Here is a 19,638-nt window from a genome sequence, read left to right on the forward strand (position 1 = left end):
TATAGGCCCGAGCACCGCTCACCCGACCGGCAAGGAGTCCGTCATGCCCACCGCCTCGCAGCGCCTCGCGCGCGCCCGAGCGCTCGAATCCCTGGTGCGCGACATCGCGCGCGAGGAAATCCTGCCGCGCTACCTGAAGTCGTCGCGCAGCCGCAAGGCCGACGGCTCGCTGTTTACCGAAGCCGACCTCATCTCCCAGCACCGCTTTTCCGAAGCGCTGCCGCAGCTGCTGCCGGGCGCGGTGCTCGGCGAAGAGATGAGCGCCGCCGAACAGGCCATGCTCTGGAACGAAGGCGGGCGCGGCCTGTGGTGCATCGACCCCATCGACGGCACCACCAATTTTGCCAACGGCATTCCGCTGTTCGCCGTCTCGATCGCCTACCTGATCAACCACCAGCCGGTCCTCGGCGTCGTCTACAACCCGATCACCGATGAATCCTTCTACGCCGCCCGCGGCGCCGGCGCCTTCCTCAACGGCACCGAACTGCCGCTGCGCCCGAGCGCGGCCTCGCTCCACGACGCCGTCGCCGGCGTGGACTTCAAGCGCATCAGCCACCATCTCGGCGACGAACTCGCCGTGCGCCCGCCCTACTACTCCCAGCGCAACTTCGGTTCGAGCGCGCTCGAATGGTGTTTCGTCGCCGCCGGCCGCCTCGATGTCTATCTGCATGGCGGGCAGATGCTGTGGGATTACGCCGCGGGCTGCCTGATCCTCGCCGAGGCCGGCGGCCAGGCCGAAGCGCTCGACGGCGGGACGCTGATGTCGGGGCCGGCGATCAAGCGCGGAGTGATTACCGCGGCCAGTCCGGCGCTGTTTGCCGAATGGTCGGCCTGGGTCAAGGGGCACTCCTGACGCCCCCGTCCCGCGCACGCCTTGCCGCCACCCAGCGGCGGACCCACCACCGCGCCGCTCCGACAGCGCACGCCTCCGGCGGAGACCACCATGTCCATGAAGCACCCGATCATCGCCGTCACCGGCTCGTCCGGCGCCGGCACCACCACGGTCAAACACACTTTCGAGGCGATCTTCCAGCGCGAAAGCGTCAACGCCGCGATCGTCGAAGGCGACAGCTTCCACCGCTACACCCGGGCCGAAATGAAAGCCCTGATCGAGGACGCCGAGCGCACCCACCTGCGCGGCATCAGCCATTTCGGCCCGGAGGCGAACCTGCTCGCCGAGCTCGAAAGCCTGCTCCGCGCCTACGGCGAATCGGCCACCGGGCGGCGGCGCTACTACATCCACAACGAAGCCGAGTCGATGCGCTGGAACCTGCCGATGGGCACGTTCACCGAATGGGAAGACCTGCCGGTGGGCACCGACTGCCTGTTCTACGAAGGCCTGCACGGCGCCCTGGTGACCGACGAAGTTGACGTCGCCCGCCATGTCGATCTGCTGATCGGCGTGGTGCCGATCATCAACCTCGAATGGATCCAGAAGCTGCATCGCGACACCAAGCTCCGCGGCTACACCGCCGAGGCGGTCCAGGACACCATCCTGCGCCGCATGCACGACTACGTGCATCACATCGTGCCCCAGTTCGCCCGCACCCACATCAACTTCCAGCGCGTGCCGGTGGTCGACACTTCGAATCCGTTCATCGCCACCAGCGTCCCCACCCAGGACGAGTCGATGGTGGTGATCCGCTTCAAGGACCCGCGCGGCGTCGACTTCCCCTATCTGCTGCGCATGATCCACGATGCGTTCATGAGCCGCGCCAACACCATCGTCATCCCGGGCGGCAAGCTCGACCTGGCGATGCAGCTGATCCTGACGCCGCTGATCTGGAAGCTGATGGAGCGCCGCCGGCAGTGGGTGTGAGCCGCCCTCACCACAGGTAGAACATCGTCACCCACGGCAGCACCGCGCCGGCCGTCGCCACCGCGAAGGCGGCGAAGGCCGCGCCCCGGCGGGCCGCGGACGGCGGCGCACGGCGCAACTGCACGACGGCGAGGGCGAGGCTGGCGGCGGTGGCGAGCGCGAGCAGCCCGCCGCGCCAGAGCGGCAGCGCTGGAATCACCACGCCTTCGGCCGCGAGCAGGGTCACGGTCAGCGCCGACAGGCCCAGGAACACACCGACGCCGCCCAGCGGAATCAGCGCGTAGGCCAGGCGCAGGTGCGCCCGGGCCTCACCCAGGGCAAGGCCCGCCACGCGCAGCCAGAGGCTGATCCAGCCGCCGATGAGGAGCGCGGCGGCGCCGATGTAAGCGAGGATCATCAGGCCGTCGAGCCAGGTGAACACGTCGCTCGCTTCCGGGTAATGGGTCAGCAGCCACCACGGAATGTCGCTGCCGAAGAGGGCGAAGGCCTCGCGCTCGACCAGCCACTCGGCGACCGCGAGCTTGGCGCGCACGAACCAGGGCGAAGCCGACCACTGGAAGGCGCCGATCGCGGTGCCGATGACGCCGAACACGAGCAGGCGCACTTCCCAGGGCTGGACATCGGTACCGCGCAGGCGCGCGACTTCGCTGCCAGGCAGGCGCGCGGCGAGGCTCACCGCGTCGCGATGGCCGGCGCAGCGCCCGCACATATGGCAGTCGGAGGCGCTCTCCATGCGGCGGATGTCGACCAGCGGCGCGCAGTCGACCGCCCCCCCCTTGCGCGCCGGTGCGGCCTCCCAGGCGGCGCGGTCGGTGCGGAAATGCACCGGGGCGAGGCGCGCGAGCAGGCCGAACACGCCGCTCACCGGGCACAGGTGGCGACACCAGACACGCTTGCCACGGCCATAGACGAGGCCGACCGCGACCGCGGCGACGGTCGAACCGCCGAGCACCAGCAGCGCCGCCTGGGCGTACTCGTAGACGCTGACCAGCTGCCCATAGACGGTGGTGAGGACGAAGGCGACGAAAGGCCAGCCCCCCCACTTGATCCAGCGCGGCACCGGGCGGCCGAGGCCGACGCGCGACGCCTGCTCGGCGAGGAAGCCTTCCGGGCACAGCACGCCGCACCACACCCGCCCCATCAGCATCATCGACAGCAGCACGAACGGCCACCACAGGCCCCAGAACACGAACTGTGCGAACAGGGTCAGGTCGTCCCACAGGCGGGCGCGGGAATCGGGCAGCGGCAGGAAGGCGGGGGTGACGACGAGGAACAGGTACACCGCCAGCACCGCCCACTGGATGCCGACGATCCAGCCGCGATGACGGCGCATCGCCTCACCGAGACGGGCAAGCGCGGGGCGCCGGCGCGGCGCCGGACGCGACGCCACCATCGACACCGGAGTGCCGCAGCTCATGCCGCCCTCCGCCGCTGCAGGCGGCCGAGCCCGGCGACCAGCAGCCAGTAGCCGCCCCACGCGCACAGTGCCATCAGCGAGGGCTGCGAACGGTAGCCGGCGAAGGCGCTGGCGATGCCGCCGAGCGTGCCGCCATCGTCGAGCAGCGCCGAGCTGTCCCACACCGGCTCGAGCAGCGGCGGCAGCCATTCGAGGTTGATCAGGCGTTCCACGCCCGCCACCAGCAAGCCGGCGGCGAGCAGCAGCAACACCAGCTCGCTGGCGCGGAAGAACACCCGCTGCGGCAGCCAGTGCGCACCGCGCTGGATCAGCCAGGCGGTCAGCAGCGCCAGCACGAAACCGATGCCGGCGCCGGCGAGCATGGCGTTGAGCGCCACGCCCGACTGCTCGAGGCCGAGCCCGTAGAGGAACAGCACCGTCTCCGCGCCCTCGCGCCCGACCGCGATCGCCGCCAGCAGCGCCACCGACAGCCCGCCGGCGTTCTCCGCCGCACGCGCCAGGCCAGCCTCGAGCTCGCGCTTCATGTAGCGGCCGTGGGCACGCATCCACAACACCATGTGGGTGATCAGGCCGGCGGCGAGGATCACGATCGCGGCCTGGAAGAGTTCCAGCGCGTCGCCGGCGAGCTGGCTGCTGAGGCCGAGCATGGCGAGCGCGAGCACGCCGGCGAGCACCAGCCCGCCGCCGACCCCTGCCCACAGGTGGCGCACCCCGATGCGGCCGTCGCCGCGCGCGCCGATCCAGGCGTAGAGGATGCTGATCACCAGGATCGCTTCGACGCTTTCGCGCCAGACGATGAACAATGCATTACCCATGGTTCTTGCTCTCGACCGTACTCGTCATTTTTAGATACCGCCCGCGGCGCTTCGGCCCGGGTCAGCGCGCGATGAACTGGCCTTTTGCGGTGTCGGGATGGAACTCGCCGAAAAAGGGATAAGTGCCGGCCTTGAGCGGCGGGTAGATCGTCGTGCGGGTGACGCCGGGGCCGACCACGAGTTCCTTGAACGGGCGCGTGGTCTCGAACTCTTCCGGGCCGGCGTTGCGGTTGGTCAGGCGCAGGCGGAAGCGGGTGTCGGCCGGCACTTCGATGGTTTCGGGGGTGAAGCGGCCGTTCTCGGCGACGACCTCGAAGGTGGGCATCTCGGCATGCGCCACGAGCGGCGCGGCGAGCAGGGCGGCAGCGAAGGCCGCTGCGGACAGGCGGGCAGGATTCATGATCTCGGCAGGGTGTGCTGAATGGCGAAAAACCCCGCCCGGCACGAAGCCGGACGGGGCAGAGCGGGGGCGGCGCAGAGAGGGCGGCCGCTGGTCAGAACGCATACAGTCCACGCAGGCCGAACACCGTCACCGATTCCGCCTCGGGGTCGGCGGCGGCCCGCCGGATGTACTGCAGGTCGGGGGTCAGCGACAGCTGCGGGTTCACCTGCCAGCGGTAGTAGAGCTCAGCGACCTGCTCGGCGCCGCGGGCGTCGTAGCCGAAATCGGGCGACAGCGGCGCTTCGGCGCGGAACTCGTCGCTCGCGCGCAGCCAGGCCCAGGCCAGGCCGACGCCGTCGGCACCACGGCCCCAGGCATTGCCGGTGAGCTCGCCGCCCACGGTCAGCGCGCGGTCAAAGGCGGCCTTGCCCGAACTCGCACGGCCGTAGCGGGCGAACAGGGCGAGATCTTCATGCACGCGCTGGTCGATGCTCAGGCCCCAGCCGGTGGTGGCATCGACGCTGCCGTCGAAGCCCTCGTACTGACCGTTGCGCCAGGCATAGAGGCGATAGTTGCCGTCGAAGCCCTGGTTCTTGCGCCCGTACTCGAGCTGGCCGATGACGAAGGGCTTGGTGAAGCTGCGCCCGAACTTCGCCCCCTCGCCGGCACCGAACGCGGCCACCGAAGCCTGCCACCAGTCCGGCGCACTGCGCTCGTTGCGGTAGGCCAGGCGCAGGCCGGGGCTGAAGCCGTAGTCGTCGGCGCCGACCGCACCGCCCGAGTCGAGCAGCGGGTTATGCACGAAGACGTTGTTGAGGAACTTCTCCGCCTCGTTGTCGGCGATCGCGTTCTGGTCGAAGAATACGAAGGGGTCCATCTTGCCCACGGTGAGCTGCAGGCTGTGCGGCGTGCTCGGGTCCGTACCGAGCGGCGTCGTCAGCTGATACCAGGCCTGGGCGACGATCGCGTAGCTGTCCTGCGAACCGGCGCCGCCCTGGAAGGCGAGACTGTTGTAAGCGCCGGTGAAGGCCGGATTGGCCTCGGGCAGGCCTTCACCCTCCTGGCCGACGCGCAGCTGGGCGAAGAACTCGCCGGTACCGGCACCGATGTCGCCTGCAGGCAGGGTGATGCCGAGATCGCCGCGCCACGACAGCAGCGAGACGTCGTTGCCGTCGGCATTGGCGTCGCCGTCGATGCGCTGCGCCACCGCGGCGACGCTGGCCTCGACCGCGATACCGTCGAGCGCTTCGGCCAGGCGGGTGGGCGCGCCGATCGCCTGGGTCTTGGCCTCGACCGCCTTCAGGCGGGTCACGAGTTCGGGTTCGCGGGCGCTGATGCGGTCGCTCTCGAGGCCGGCGGCGACTTCCTTGCTGGCCTGCTCGAGCGCGGCGACGCGCTGCGCGAGCGCGGGGGCCGGCGCCGGCGCAGCGAGGCGGGCTTCGAGCTCGCTGTTGCGCTTTTCGAGCTTGTCGACCCGCTCGGCGAGCCGACGCAGCTCGGCGAACAGCTTGTCCTGGGTCGGGGTCGCCGCCTGCGCCGCGCCGCCAGCGGCGGCAGCGAGCAGCGCGGCGGCAAGCGCCGTGCGGGCAATGCGCGGGGGCGCCATCTCAGTAGCCGCCCTTCTTGCCGATGCCGACATAGGTGAATTCGTTCTCCACTTCGAAAGGCTTGAACCACGGCCGCACTCCGGTGGCGCGGTCGGTGTGGCGGCCGAAGTGGTTGCCGTGCCCCTCGCCCGGCGGCAGGATCGTGTACTTGACCGTGTACTTGCCGGGGCCGTCGAGCTTGATGTTGTCGCCATAGTGCGGACCGTCGCTCGCCACCATCGGCATGAAGTCGCCGGACTGCTTCCAGTCGCCGCCGACCTTGGTGATCTCGAACTTGACCGTCAGGTAGGGAATCCAGCTGCCTTCCTCGAAGCCGTTCGGGTTGTCGGCGAGCGCACGGATGTCGGCCTCGATATGGATGTCCGACTCGCTCGCCTTCTTCATCATGCCATCCGGTTCCATCTCGATCGGCTGCAGATAGACGGCCGCCACTTCCATGCCATGGCGCTGCTGCGGCGTACCGATCGGGTACTCGAGGGCGTGGGCGCTGAACGACAGCGCTGTCAGCGCCGCGGTGACCAGAGTGCAAAACGGGATGCGGGACATGGACTCTCCGATTCATGGGAAAGGATCAAAAAAGCCGGCGCACGCGCCAGCCGGAACACAGGCGGAAATAATATCGATATTGAGAATTGATTGCAATACGACACTGTCTCGGTGAATGCATTTGCCGGTATTCATCCAGGTTCCGCTCTACCCATGACGGTGACTGGGGGCAACTAGGCCGCCCGCCGCTCGGTCAAGTGGCCGAGGTCGAAGTATGCCGGGGGATGGCGATCGCGAATCGGGTGATGCCTTCGGAGGATCGAGCGCTGATCTCCCCCCCATGTGCGCGAACGATCGAGCGCGTGATTGCGAGCCCCAGTCCCGCCCCCTCGCCGTGAGACTCACGCTGGGCATTGCCGCGGTGGAAGCGGTCGAAGATGCGCTCGAGCTGATCGGCGGGGATGGGGTCGCCGACGTTGCTCACGACCAGGCGGATGCGAGCGTCGTCGGATTCGATCGCGATCGTGATTTCGCCGCCCGCCGGCGTGTGGCGCAAGGCGTTCGAGATCAGGTTCGACAGTGCCCGCCGCAACATCGCGCGGTCGCCCCGAACGGTCGCCCCGCCCGTGCGCACGATGCGGACTCTGCGCTCATCGGCGAGCGCTTCATAGAAGTCGATCAGCGCATCGGCCTCGCGGGCCAGATCGATCGACTCGCCCCCGCGGGCGAGCGTGTTTCCATCCGCCTTGGCAAGGAACAGCATGTCGCTGACCATGCGCGCGATGCGCTCGTATTCCTCGAGGTTGGAGGCGAGGATGTCCTGGTATTCCTCGGCCGTGCGCGGCCGCGACAGCGCGACCTGGGTCTGGGTCATCAGGTTCGAGACCGGCGTGCGCAGCTCGTGCGCGATATCCGCCGAATAGTCGGCAAGGCGCTGGAACGCGGCTTCCAGGCGGGCGAGCATGCCATTGAAGGCTTCGACATGGTCACGCACCTCAAGGGGCGCATCGCCGGCCGCAAGCCGTTCGCCCAGCTGCCGGGCCGAGAGCCTGCGGGCGGTCTCGGTGACCCGGCGCAGCGGAGCGAGCCCCCGGTGAGCGGCAAGCCATCCGAACAGGGCCGCCACCAGCGCCGCCACGGCCACGCCCCCCCAGGTCGCGCTGCGCACAGAGGCGAGGAAGTGCGCGTGATGCGACAGATCCAGCGCCACCAGGACTTCGACTGCGGCATCGCCCGCGCCGGCCCCCGGCAGCGCGACGCGGGCCTCGACCCCGCGATGGGGCCGCCCCTCGACCGACCAGTCGCCCGCCCCGTCGCCCATCGTAGCGGCGAGGGGCGTGCCCGCACGTTGCGCGAGGGTGAAATGCTCCGGATGAATGACGTGCACCACGCGCCCGTCGATTGCTCGCAGCAGGACGCCGACGCTTTCGTGCCCGACAAAGGCGCGCTCGAGCACCTGGATGCGCTCCGCCAGCGCGGAATCCCCGCTCTCATCCTGCAGGGCATTGCGGATGAGGGCGAGCTTTCCGTTCAATTCGTGCAGGTCCAGTTCCTGGAAGTGCGCCTCCAGCATGCGTCCGAAAAGCACCGCCGCCAATACCAGCAGGGAGGCGGTCAGGGCCGCGAAAAGGCTTGCCAGGCGCGCGGTCAGCGAACGGATGCGGATCATCGTCAGGCCGGCTCCATCGCTTCGAGCACGTAGCCCATGCCGCGCACGGTGCGGATCAGCTTGGGCTCGAAGGGGTCGTCGACCTTTACCCGCAGCCTGCGAACGGCGACCTCGATCACGTTGGTGTCGCTGTCGAAGTTCATGTCCCAGACCTGCGAAGCGATCAGGGAGCGCGGCAGCACCTCGCCCTTGCGCCGCAGCAGCAGTTCGAGCAGGGCGAATTCCTTGGCGGTCAGGTCGATGCGTTGCCCGCAGCGGGTCACCCGGCGGCGCAGCAGATCCAGCTCCAGGTTCGCCGAGCGCAGCATCTCGGGTTCCTGGCTCCGCCCCCGGCGCAGGAGCGTGCGCACACGCGCAAGGAACTCGGAAAACGCGAAAGGCTTGACCAGGTAGTCGTCGGCGCCGAGTTCGAGGCCGCGGACCCGGTCCTCGACCTGATCACGCGCGGTCAGGAACAGCACCGGCATCGCCCGGTTGTTGCGGCGCAGCGTCTGCAGGATTCCCCAGCCATCGAGCGAAGGCAGCATCACATCGAGCACGACGAGGTCGTAGTCGCCATTGAGTGCGAGGTGCAGCCCATCGAGCCCGTCCCTGGCGAGGTCGGCGACAAATCCGGCCTCGGTCAGTCCCTGGCGCAGGTAGTCGCCGGTCTTGATCTCGTCTTCGACGATGAGGATTTTCATGGTTTTACTCCTGCATGTTTCTTTCTGCGTGCGGCCGATTTTGCACCTCGGGCCCGGACGCCACGCGGGATTACAGAAATGTAACCTCCAGGTCAGGCCGGCGACAGGCAGCCGGGCGCAAGATGCCCTGCGTGGCACGGCGCCCCGTGGCCCGCAGGATTCACCCCGCAACCGATGGGAGATCGACCATGAAAAAGCACCGTCTTTATCGTCTCGCCGGACTGATGCCGGTCCTTGCACTGAGTGCAGCCTTGCATGCCGGCCCGACCCTCGCGCAGTCGATGGACCAGGCACAGGCCTGGCCGCCCGCATCGAGCGTTCCCGCGCTTCAGGCGCGCATGAAGTCGATCCGTGAAACGACCGATCCTGCGCACCGCATGGCCCTGATGGAGGAGCAGGTCAAGGCCCTCGAGGCGGCCTCGCAGGGCATCCCTGCAGGTTGCCCGGTGATGGGTGGCCAGATGCAGGGCGGCCCCATGGGCGCAGGCCCGATGATGAAGGGGGCTGGACCTGGGGCTGGACCTGGGGCGGGAACCGGGGCTGGGCCAATGGGCGGCATGATGATGGATCCCAAGCTCATGCAGGAGCACATGAAGCTGATGCAACAGCACATGGGGATGATGGAACGCATGATGAAGATGCGCCCCGGCGCCCTCCCGGCTGCGCCGAACTGAACACCCGGGCGTGGAGCGCTGGCTCCCCACGCTCCCGCGATTCAAGCCACAGAGACAGGAATTCCCATGCAAAGTCGTCGTCGGTTTCTCACACTCGGCCTCGCCGCCGGGGTTCTCAGCTTGCACCGCGGTGCGTTCGCCCATGGCAATGCCGAGCATGTCGACAAAGCAGCGTCCGAACCTCCAAAGGAGCAGCAGGAATGGGGGATTGCGGGCGATGAGAAATCCGTCTCGCGCACGATCGCCATCATGATGACCGACGAAATGCGCTTCGTGCCGGACCGCATCGAGGTACGCCTGGGCGAGACGATCCGCTTCGCCCACGAAAATCGAGGTGCGGTGATGCACGAGATGGTGGTCGGTACGCCCAAGACCCTGGCCGAGCACGCGGAGATGATGCAGCGCTTTCCCGGGATGGAACATGACGAGCCATGGATGGCGCATGTCGCGCCAGGTCGGCGCGGCGAGATGACCTGGCACTTCAACCGCGCCGGCGAATTCCAGTTCGCCTGCCTGATTCCAGGCCACTTCCAGGCCGGCATGATCGGCACGATCAAGGTTGGCTGACAGAAATGTAATCCGTGCGTCAGCGTCCTGTCGGTGAGCGCTTCGCATAATCGTGCTGACTTTCGAATTCACGCAGAAATTCAACCCTTGGAGAAGCCCATCATGAAGAAAACCCTCATCACCACTGCACTCCTGGCCCTGCTCGGCGGCGGCGCCCCGCTTGCGTTCGCGCAGGCCGATCACGATGCACACCACGGCGGAGCGAGTGCCCCGAGCGAAGCCGATGCCAAGCTGTCCGAGGGCACGGTCAAGAAGATCGACAAGTCGGCAGGCAAGCTCACCATCGCCCATGGCCCGCTCGAATCGCTCGGCATGCCGGCGATGACCATGGCGTTCCGCGCGGCCGAGCCGGGCATGCTCGATCAGGTCAAGGCGGGCGACAAGATCCGCTTCGCGGTCGAGAGGGTCGGCGGCGCGCTGACGGTCACCGCCCTCGAAGCCGCTCAGTGACACCTACCTCGCAGGTGCGTCGCGCTCCACGCTGACTATCCGCGCGGGGCTGCCCCCTCGGTCGCTGAACGATGAGGCGGGTGGCGAAGGGCCTGCGCATGCGCTCGACCGCCTGCCGGAATCGTTTCTCGATGAAATCCATCTTCGCAGCCCCCTCATCTCACCTGCCGCGCCCGGCGACGCTTGCGCTGGTGCTCGCGCTCACGCTCGGAAGCGGCGGTGCCTGGAGCCAAGGCTCACCCGACGCCCCGGCGCTCGGCGCGAGCCCCGAGACGCTGATCGACCATGCGCGCCAGAGCAACCCCGGCTTTGCCGCTGCGCGCGCCGAAGCCTTGGCCGCGCAGGAGCGCGTGACGCCGGCCGGCGCGCTGCCCGATCCGACCTTCGAAGTCGAGCTGATGGACGCCACCAACACCATGAACGGGCGCTCGGCTTCGCTGCTGCCCGGCCAGGTGGGGGAGACACGCTACCGCATCACCCAGCCGCTGCCCGGCTGGGGCAAGCGCGAGCTGGCGGTGAAGGCGGCCACAGCCCAGGCGACTCAGGCCGATGCGATGCGCGATACCTCCTGGGCCGAGCTTGCGGCAAAGATCGAGACGCTGTGGTTGCGCTACTACGCCGCCGACCGCGAGCACGCCCTCACCCGCGAGGGGCTGACCCTGCTGCAAAGCCTGGAGCAGCTCAGCCTCGCTCGTTACGAGTTGGGTCTTCTGCCGCAGCAGGCGGTGCTGCGCATGCAGCGCGAGATCACCGCCCAGCGCCTCGCGCTGGTCGAGGTCGAGCAGCGGCGCAAGGGCCTCGCCGCCGGGCTCAACGGCCTGCTCGGCCGCGCGCATGACGCCCCGCTGGCGCCGCCGGACAATCCCGCCCCCCTGCCCGAGCGGCTCGAGGCGACCGTGCTGTTCGAGGCCGCGGCGAGCGCCAACCCGGAGGTGAATGCCGCCGGCTCCGGCATCGACGTCGCCAGCGCCGAGCGCGAACGCACCTACCGGAACCGTCTGCCGGACTTCGCCGTCGGCGTGCGCAACAACCGTCCCTACGAAGGCAAGGCCTCATGGGACGTGATGTTCGAGGTGATGATCCCGCTGCAGCAGTCCAGCCGTCGCGCCAGGGAGCGCGAAGCCGAGTACATGCTGCTGGCGGCCGAGGCGCGGCGCGAGGACGCCAGGGCGCGCACTTCCGGCGAGCTCGGCAGCGCCTGGTCGATGTATGTGCAGGGCCGCGAGACCTTGCGCCTGCTCCAACACACGCTGCTGCCGCAGGCGCAGGCTACGCGCGATGCCAGCCAGGCCGCGCTCGCCAGCGGCAAGGTCGACTTCGACAGCGTGATCGAAGCCGAGCGCCAGCTCATCGACATCCGCACGCGCCAGCTTCAGACCGAACTCGAAACGCGGCTGGCGCTGACCGAAATCAGGAAATTGACAGGGGAATTCAAGTGAGCGCTGCCGTCCGGAAGACGACAATCGCCGTAGCAGTCGCGATCGCTGCGGGTGCGGGGTACTGGTTTGCACAGACGCAACATGCGGCAACACCTGCGGCGGCCGGTGCTGCCCCCACCGCCCCGGCCGCCGCATCCGCCGAAGCCGGTGCGGTGGGGGAGCGCCAGATCCTCTACTACCGCAACCCGATGGGCCTGCCCGACACCTCGCCGGTGCCGAAGAAGGACTCGATGGGCATGGATTACATCCCGGTCTATGCCGACGACAAGCCCGACGACAGCGGCGCGGTGGTGGTCAGTCCGGCGCGCATCCAGACCCTGGGGGTGAAGACCGCCGAAGTCGAACTGCGCACGGTAGACGCCGCGGTGCGTGCCAGCGGCCGGATCGAGATCGACGAGCGCACCCAGGTGGTGGTGGCGCCGCGCTTCGAGGGCTGGATCGAGCGCCTGCATGTGAATGCGGTGGGCGATCCGGTGAAAAAGGGCCAGCCGCTGTTCACCGCCTACAGCCCCGAGCTGCAATCCACCGGCGAGGAGTTGCGCATCGCCGAGCGCCTGGCCCGCCAGAGCGCCGCCCAGGATCCGGTCGCCAGCGAGTCCGCCCGCCGTCTCGCCGAGGCCACGCGGGCGCGCCTGCGCAATCTGGAAGTAGCCGGCCAGGCCAGCGCACGCCAGGTCTTCCACGCCCCGGTGAGCGGCGTGGTGCTGGAGAAGGAAGCCATCCAGGGCGGCCGCTTCATGCCGGGCGAGGCATTGTTCCGCATCGCCGACCTGTCGAAGGTATGGATCATCGCCGATGTGTATGAACAGGATCTCGCCCGCGTGCAGCGCGGCCAGAGCGCCCAGGTCACGCTCGAGGCCTACCCCGGTCGCAGCTTTGCGGCGCGGGTCGATTACCTCTATCCGACGCTCGACGCCGCCACGCGCAGCACGCGCGTGCGCCTCGAACTGGACAACCCGGAGGGCCTGTTGCGCCCCGGGATGTTCGCCCAGGTCGCGCTGGCGGCGGGCGATGCCACGCCGAAGCTCACCGTGCCGGGCTCGGCGATCATTGACGATGGCGAGCGCCGGGTCGTGCTGCTCGCCCTTGACGAGGGCCGCTTCAAGCCGCAGCCGGTGAAGCTGGGCCAGCGCGGCCGCGACGCGGTCGAAGTATTGGAGGGAGTTGCAGCGGGCGATCGCGTGGTGGTCTCGGCCAACTTCCTGATCGACTCGGAGAGTCAGCTCAAGGCCGCGCTCTCCAACCTGATCGCCCCCGAAGCCGGCGAGCCGGCTCAGGCGAGTCCGACCCGTTACCAAGCCGAAGGCACCTTCGATGCCCTCGATGCCGAAGCCGGCAGCGTGACGATGACGCACGGCGAGATCCCCGCCCTCCAGTGGCCGGCGATGACCATGGACTTCGTGATCGCCGACCCGGCGCTGGTGCAGGGCATTGTCCCGGGCACACCGGTGCGCTTCGTGTTCGAGGCGGGCGCGCCCGGCGAGTACCGCATCACCGGCATCGAGCCGCTTGCAGGCGCGGCGCCCACACCTGCCCCCACAGCCGCGCCGGCCGCCGGCGGCCACGGGAGACACTGAGATGCACGCCCCGGTGACGGATTCTTCGCCCGCCGAGCCCGCCGGCACGGCAACCGCAGCGGCAAGGTCCGGCCTGCTCGATCGCGTGATCGAGTGGTCCGCGCACAACGTGTTCCTGGTCCTGCTCGCGACCGTGTTCCTGATCGGTGGCGGCCTCTACGCGGTAAACAAGACCCCGCTCGACGCCCTGCCCGACCTCTCCGACGTGCAGGTGATCGTCTACACCGACTACCCCGGCCAGGCGCCGCAGGTGGTCGAGGACCAGGTCACCTATCCGCTCACCACCTCGATGCTGGCGGTGCCACGGGCCAAGGTGGTGCGCGGTTTCTCGATGTTCGGCGCGTCCTATGTGTATGTGATCTTCGAGGACGGCACCGACATCTACTGGGCGCGCTCGCGCGTGCTCGAGTACCTGAGCTCGGCCGCCGGCCGCCTGCCGCAGGGGGTAGCGCCGCAGATCGGGCCGGACGCGACCGGCGTAGGCTGGGTCTATCAGTACGCGGTGCTGGGCCGCGACATGAGCCTGGCCGACACCCGCAGCCTGCAGGACTGGTACGTGCGCTACCAGCTCACCAAGGCGCAGGGCGTGTCCGAGGTCGCCAGCATCGGTGGCTTCGTGCGCGAGTACCAGGTTACCGTCGATCCGCTGCGCCTGGCCGGTTACGGCATCACCCTCGATACGGTGACGCAGGCGATCCGCGCCTCCAACCGCGACGTCGGCGGCCGCGTGGTGGAGCTCGCCGAAAAGGAATACATGGTGCGCGGGCGCGGTTACCTGCGCAGCGTGGACGACATCGCCGACATCGTGTTGAAGGCCGAGCGCGGCACCCCGGTGCGGGTGGGCGACGTCGCCCGCGTCGAGCTGGTGCCCGCCGAGCGGCGCGGCATCGCCGAGCTGAACGGCGAAGGCGAGGTCGCCTCCGGCATCGTCATGGCGCGCTTCGGCCAGAACGCGCTCGACGTCATCGCCAACGTCAAGGCCAAGATCGCCGAGATCGCGCCCGGCCTGCCGGCGGGCGCCGAGATCGTGCCGGTCTACGACCGCTCCGAGCTGATCGAGCGCGCGATCGCCAACCTGAAATGGACGCTGTTCGAAGAGAGCCTGATCGTCGCCGCGGTGTGCGTGATCTTCCTGCTCCATGTGCGCAGCGCGCTGGTGGCGATCATCACCCTGCCGCTGGGCATCCTGTTCGCTTTCATCGCCATGCGTTCGCTCGGGCTGGGCTCGAACATCATGAGCCTGGGCGGGATCGCGATCGCGATCGGGGCGATGGTCGATGCGGCGATCGTGATGATCGAGAACGCGCACAAGCACATCGAGCGCCTGCCCGAGGGCGCCACCCGGCAGCAGCGCGCGGCGGCGATCGTGCTCGCGTGCAAGGAGGTCGGGCCGGCGCTGTTCTTCTCGCTGCTGATCATCACCGTGTCCTTCCTGCCGGTGTTCGCGCTCGAAGGCCAGGAGGGGCGGCTGTTCTCGCCGCTCGCCTTCACCAAGACTTTCGCCATGGCCGGCGCCGCGCTGCTGTCGGTGACCCTGGTGCCGGTGCTGATGCTGTTCTTCGTGCGCGGGCGCATCCTGCCCGAGGCCAAGAACCCGGTGAACCGGGTGTTGATCTGGCTCTACCGGCCGATCATCCACGGGGTGCTGCGGTTCAAGGTCCTCACCCTCGTGCTCGCCGTGCTGGCGATGGCCGCGACCCTCGTGCCCGCACGCCAGATCGGCTCCGAGTTCATGCCGACCTTGAACGAAGGCACGCTGTTCTATATGCCGGCGGCGCTGCCGGGGATGTCGGTGACCGAGGCCGGGCGCCTGCTCGCAACCACCAACCGCATCATCAAGACCTTCCCCGAGGTGGAGTCGGTCTACGGCAAGGCCGGCCGCGCCAACACCGCGACCGATCCGGCGCCGCTCGAAATGTTCGAGACCGTGATCAACCTCAAGCCGCAGGATCAGTGGCGCCCGGGCATGACCACCGACACCCTGATCGCCGAGATGGACGCCGCGCTCAAATTCCCCGGCCTCGCCAACTCGTGGACGATGCCGATCAAGGCCCGCATCGACATGCTCAGCACCGGCATCCGCACCCCGGTGGGAGTGAAGGTGTTCGGCAAGGACCTCGACACGCTGGAGAAAGTCGCCCAGGCGGTGGAAGCGGCGGTGCGCAAGGTGCCGGGCGCGAGCAGCGCCTACGCCGAGCGCGTGGCCGGCGGCTACTACGTGGACATCGTGCCGCGCCGCGACCAGCTCGCGCGCTACGGGCTCACCATCGGCATGGTGCAGGACGTGATCGCCACCGCCCTCGGCGGCGAGATGGTGACGACCACGGTCGAGGGCCTGGAGCGCTACGGCGTGTCGGTGCGCTATGCGCGCGGGCTTCGCGATGACCCAGCGCGGCTCACGTCCGACGTCTTCGTGCCGACGATGAACGGCCCGATCCCGCTCGGCCAGGTCGCCGAAGTGAAGCTGACGCGCGGCGCCCCCGGCATCCGCACCGAGAACGCGCTGCTCGCGGCCTACGTGTATGTCGATACCCGCGAGGCCGACCTCGGCGCCTTCGTCAAGCGCGCGCAGCAGGCGGTGGCCGCGGAAGTCGCCTTCCCGCAGGGCTACTACGCCACCTGGAGCGGCCAGTTCGAGAACATGGAGCGCGCCAAGGAGAAGATGAAGATCGTCGTGCCGGTCACCCTGGCACTCATCTTCGTGCTGCTGTACCTCAACTTCCGCCGCCTCACCGAAACGCTGATCGTGATGCTGTCGGTGCCCTTCGCGCTGGTGGGCGGGGTGTGGCTGATGTGGTGGCTGGGCTACCAGATGAGCGTCGCGGTGGCGGTGGGCTTCATCGCGCTCGCCGGGGTGGCGGCCGAGACCGGCGTGATCATGCTGATCTACCTCGATCATGCGTGGAATGAAGTCCGCGCACGCAGGCAGGCCGAAGGCCGTGAGGCGGGCATCGCCGACCTGTACGAAGCGATCATGGAAGGCGCGGTCGAGCGCGTGCGGCCAAAGATGATGACCGTGGTGGCGATCATGGCCGGCCTGTTGCCGATCATGTGGAGCAGCGGCACCGGCAGCGAAGTGATGAGCCGCATCGCCGCACCGATGGTCGGCGGCATGGTGTCCTCCACCGTGCTGACGCTGGCGGTGATTCCGGCGCTGTACGCGCTGGTCAAGCAGTGGGAGCTGCGCCGTGGCGTCCAGCCGGCGACGACGGCCACAACGGTGTTGGGTTCCTGATTCCTCGGGCGCTGGAGAGGAGAAGCACCATGACCCACGAGCATACGCATGGCAACCATTCCGGCCCCGCCCATCATCACGATCATCCATCGCCGGGCAAGGACACCGATCCGGTCTGCGGCATGACCGTGAAGCCCGACTCCCCGTACCGGGTGGTCCACGCCGGGCACGAGTACCGGTTTTGCAGTCCCAAGTGCCAAGGCAAGTTCGAAAGCGATCCGGGGAAATACCTCACGCCGCAGAAGGATCAGGCTTCAGCGGAGAGCGCGCCTGCGCCCGGCGCCGAATACACCTGCCCGATGCATCCGGAAGTCCGCCAGCTCGGCCCCGGCGCCTGCCCGAAGTGCGGCATGGCGCTCGAACCGGTGCTGCCGGGCCTCGAAGACGACGACCATCCCGAGCTCACCGACTTCCGCCGCCGCTTCTGGCGGACCCTGCCGCTAACGGTGATCGTGACGGCGATCGCGATGTCCGGCTGCTTGTTCGATCCGCTGCTGGGGGCTGCGCGCCCCTGGGTCGAGCTGGCCCTGGCGACACCGGTCGTGCTCTGGTCCGGCTGGCCGTTCTTCGTGCGCTGCGCGCAGTCGATCGGCCACCGCAGCCCGAACATGTGGACGCTGATCGGGCTCGGCACCGGGGCCGCCTATGCGTACAGCGTGATCGCGACCGTCGTACCCGAGGTGTTTCCGGCGTCCTTCCGGATGGGCGAACACGTCGCGGTGTACTTCGAGGCGGCCGCGGTGATCATCTCGCTGACCCTGCTCGGCCAGGTGCTGGAACTCAAGGCGCGCTCGGAGACCGGCGCCGCGATCAAGGCGCTGCTCGGCCTCGCGCCCAAGACGGCGCGGCGCATCCGCGCCGATGGCTCCGAAGAAGATATTCCCCTGACGCATGTCCATCCCGGCGACCGGCTGCGCGTCCGCCCGGGCGAGAAGGTGCCGGTCGATGGTGCCGTCGCCGAAGGCGAAAGCGCAGTCGATGAGTCGATGCTGACCGGCGAGCCGATCCCGGTGACCAAGCGCCCCGGCGACAAGGTGATCGGCGCCACGCTCAATACCAGCGGGGCACTGGTGATGGTGGCGGAGAAGATCGGCGCGCAGACCATGCTCTCCCAGATCGTGCAGATGGTGGCGCAGGCCCAGCGCTCGCGTGCCCCGATGCAGCGCCTGGCGGATGTCGTCGCGGGCTGGTTCGTCCTCGTCGTCGTCCTGATTGCGCTCACCACCTTCGTGGTCTGGGGGCTCTTCGGGCCCCAACCGAGCTGGGCCTACGGCCTGATCAACGCGGTGGCAGTGCTGATCATCGCCTGCCCCTGCGCCCTCGGCCTGGCGACGCCGATGTCGGTGATGGTCGCCACCGGCAAGGCCGCGACCCAGGGCGTGCTGTTTCGCGATGCGGCGGCGATCGAGTCGCTACGCAAGGTCGACACCCTGATCGTCGACAAGACCGGCACCCTGACCGAGGGGCGTCCTGCCTTCCATAGCGTGGTGGCCGCGCCGGGGGGGACGGAAGCCGACGTGCTGCGGCTCGCCGCCAGCCTCGACCAGGGCAGCGAGCATCCGCTTGCCCACGCGATCGTCGCCGAGGCCCGCGAGCGCGGTCTTGTGCTCAGCACGCCGGAGAGCTTCGAGTCCTCGTCCGGCATCGGCGTGCGTGGCACCGTCGACGGCCGTCGCGTGGTGCTGGGCAACACCGCCCTGATGGACGACGAGCGCATCGACTGGCAGGCGCTCGCCGAGCGCGCCGAGGCCCTGCGCCTGGAAGGCGCGAGCGTGATGTACCTCGCCGCCGACGGTGCGCTCGTCGGCCTCATCGCCGTCGCCGATCCGGTCAAGGCGTCGACCGCCGAAGCGCTCGATGCGCTGCGCGCAAGCGGGCTGCGGATCATCATGGCCACCGGCGACGGCCTCACCACGGCGCGCGCGGTCGGCGCCCGCCTGGGCATCGACGAGGTCCATGGCGAAGTGAAGCCCGCCGACAAGAACGACCTCGTCGGCAAACTGCAGGCCGAAGGCCGCATCGTCGCCATGGCCGGCGACGGCATCAACGACGCCCCGGCGCTGGCGCGCGCGGATGTGGGCATCGCGATGGGCACCGGGACCGACGTCGCGATGAACAGCGCCCACCTGACCCTGGTCAAGGGCGATCTTCGCGGCATCGCCAGCGCGCGCCGCCTCTCCGTCGCCACGGTGCGCAACATGCACCAGAACCTCGCCTTCGCCTTCCTGTACAACGCGGCGGGCGTGCCGATCGCGGCCGGGGTGCTCTATCCGGCATTCGGACTCCTGCTGTCGCCCCTGATCGCCGCCCTGGCGATGAGCTTCAGTTCAGCGTCCGTGGTCGGCAACGCGCTGCGCCTCGGACGGCAAAGGATCTGATTGTCTTCGTCTTGTGGCCGATCTACAGCGAAGCGGTTTCCAGGCGGGTGACGCTGATATGACGCGTGTCCACATTGACGGCAGGTCATGAAGGCGAAAGGAGCTGTCGAGCGAATCGCATCGCTGATACCATAGCCCCCTATGGTATTCAGAGGTGTTCGATGAGCCACACCATTCGTGATCAGGCCAGGCTGCTGGCCCGCGTCCGCCGCATCCGCGGCCAGGTCGAGGCGCTGGAGCGCGCGCTCGCCGCCGAAAAGGAATGCGCCGAAATCCTGCACCAGATCGCAGCGGTGCGCGGCGCCACCAACGGGCTGATGGCCGAAGTGCTCGAGGAGCACGTCCGCACCCACATCGCCGACCCGGCAATCCTCGATGGCGCCGAGCGCATGAAAGGCGCCGACGAGTTGATCGGCGTCCTGCGCACCTACCTCAAGTGA

17 protein-coding genes are annotated in these 19,638 nt (G+C 68.7%); 10 read left to right on the top strand and 7 right to left on the bottom strand.

What is annotated here, in order from left to right:
- The first annotated feature begins 43 nt into the window (after nt 1–43).
- The gene (locus tag Tharo_RS12200) at nt 44–853 is read left to right on the top strand and encodes an inositol monophosphatase family protein (RefSeq protein ID WP_107221443.1); all 810 of its coding nucleotides are present in this window, start codon (nt 44–46) and stop codon (nt 851–853) included.
- Nucleotides 854–943: 90 nt separating this feature from the next.
- Nucleotides 944–1,819, top strand: coding sequence for a phosphoribulokinase (locus Tharo_RS12205; RefSeq protein WP_107221444.1), 876 nt, complete (start codon nt 944–946; stop codon nt 1,817–1,819).
- A gap of 7 nt (nt 1,820–1,826) precedes the next feature.
- Here Tharo_RS12205 and Tharo_RS12210 read toward each other — a convergent pair whose 3' ends face one another.
- From Tharo_RS12210 to Tharo_RS12240, 7 genes are all read right to left on the bottom strand, one after another.
- Nucleotides 1,827–3,236 (bottom strand): 4Fe-4S binding protein, encoded by a 1,410-nt coding sequence (locus Tharo_RS12210; RefSeq protein ID WP_245880893.1) that lies wholly within the window; start codon nt 3,234–3,236, stop codon nt 1,827–1,829.
- Nucleotides 3,233–4,051 carry an FTR1 family iron permease gene (locus Tharo_RS12215; RefSeq protein WP_107221445.1) on the bottom strand — a complete coding sequence of 273 codons (819 nt, stop codon included), beginning with the start codon at nt 4,049–4,051 and terminating at the stop codon, nt 3,233–3,235. The genes Tharo_RS12210 and Tharo_RS12215 overlap by 4 nt, the downstream gene beginning before the upstream one ends.
- 61 nt (nt 4,052–4,112) lie before the next feature.
- Complete coding sequence (locus Tharo_RS12220; protein ID WP_107221446.1) at nt 4,113–4,451, bottom strand: cupredoxin domain-containing protein; 339 nt, start codon at nt 4,449–4,451, stop codon at nt 4,113–4,115.
- A 94-nt stretch (nt 4,452–4,545) separates the two neighbouring features.
- Nucleotides 4,546–6,039, bottom strand: a complete 1,494-nt coding sequence (locus Tharo_RS12225; protein WP_107221447.1) for a carbohydrate porin — start codon at nt 6,037–6,039, stop codon at nt 4,546–4,548.
- A gap of 1 nt (nt 6,040) precedes the next feature.
- Nucleotides 6,041–6,586, bottom strand: a complete 546-nt coding sequence (locus tag Tharo_RS12230) for an iron transporter (RefSeq protein ID WP_107221448.1) — start codon at nt 6,584–6,586, stop codon at nt 6,041–6,043.
- A 193-nt stretch (nt 6,587–6,779) separates the two neighbouring features.
- On the bottom strand, nt 6,780–8,195 hold the full coding sequence (locus tag Tharo_RS12235) for a heavy metal sensor histidine kinase (protein WP_107221449.1): 1,416 nt from the start codon (nt 8,193–8,195) through the stop codon (nt 6,780–6,782).
- A 2-nt stretch (nt 8,196–8,197) separates the two neighbouring features.
- Entirely contained in the window at nt 8,198–8,878 is a 681-nt protein-coding gene (locus Tharo_RS12240; RefSeq protein ID WP_107221450.1) for a heavy metal response regulator transcription factor, read from the bottom strand.
- 188 nt (nt 8,879–9,066) lie between these two features.
- On the opposite strand from Tharo_RS12240, the gene Tharo_RS12245 reads away from it, so the two are divergent.
- From Tharo_RS12245 to Tharo_RS12280, 8 genes are all read left to right on the top strand, one after another.
- Nucleotides 9,067–9,552 (top strand): hypothetical protein, encoded by a 486-nt coding sequence (locus Tharo_RS12245; RefSeq protein WP_107221451.1) that lies wholly within the window; start codon nt 9,067–9,069, stop codon nt 9,550–9,552.
- Nucleotides 9,553–9,618: 66 nt separating this feature from the next.
- On the top strand, nt 9,619–10,119 hold the full coding sequence (locus tag Tharo_RS12250; protein WP_107221452.1) for a cupredoxin domain-containing protein: 501 nt from the start codon (nt 9,619–9,621) through the stop codon (nt 10,117–10,119).
- A gap of 102 nt (nt 10,120–10,221) precedes the next feature.
- On the top strand, nt 10,222–10,569 hold the full coding sequence (locus Tharo_RS12255) for a copper-binding protein (RefSeq protein WP_107222413.1): 348 nt from the start codon (nt 10,222–10,224) through the stop codon (nt 10,567–10,569).
- Between the two features lie 131 nt (nt 10,570–10,700).
- Nucleotides 10,701–12,008 (top strand): TolC family protein, encoded by a 1,308-nt coding sequence (locus Tharo_RS12260; RefSeq protein ID WP_245880894.1) that lies wholly within the window; start codon nt 10,701–10,703, stop codon nt 12,006–12,008.
- Complete coding sequence (locus tag Tharo_RS12265) at nt 12,005–13,585, top strand: efflux RND transporter periplasmic adaptor subunit (RefSeq protein WP_107221453.1); 1,581 nt, start codon at nt 12,005–12,007, stop codon at nt 13,583–13,585. Before Tharo_RS12260 ends, Tharo_RS12265 begins: the two co-directional genes overlap by 4 nt.
- 1 nt (nt 13,586) lies before the next feature.
- Nucleotides 13,587–16,820 carry a CusA/CzcA family heavy metal efflux RND transporter gene (locus Tharo_RS12270; protein ID WP_107221454.1) on the top strand — a complete coding sequence of 1,078 codons (3,234 nt, stop codon included), beginning with the start codon at nt 13,587–13,589 and terminating at the stop codon, nt 16,818–16,820.
- Between the two features lie 29 nt (nt 16,821–16,849).
- A complete protein-coding gene (locus Tharo_RS12275; protein WP_107221455.1) occupies nt 16,850–19,198 on the top strand; it encodes a heavy metal translocating P-type ATPase in 2,349 nt (782 codons plus the stop codon).
- 161 nt (nt 19,199–19,359) lie between these two features.
- Nucleotides 19,360–19,638, top strand: coding sequence for a metal/formaldehyde-sensitive transcriptional repressor (locus Tharo_RS12280; RefSeq protein WP_107221456.1), 279 nt, complete (start codon nt 19,360–19,362; stop codon nt 19,636–19,638).

It is taken from the genome of Thauera aromatica K172 (genome assembly GCF_003030465.1).
Classification (GTDB): domain Bacteria; phylum Pseudomonadota; class Gammaproteobacteria; order Burkholderiales; family Rhodocyclaceae; genus Thauera; species Thauera aromatica.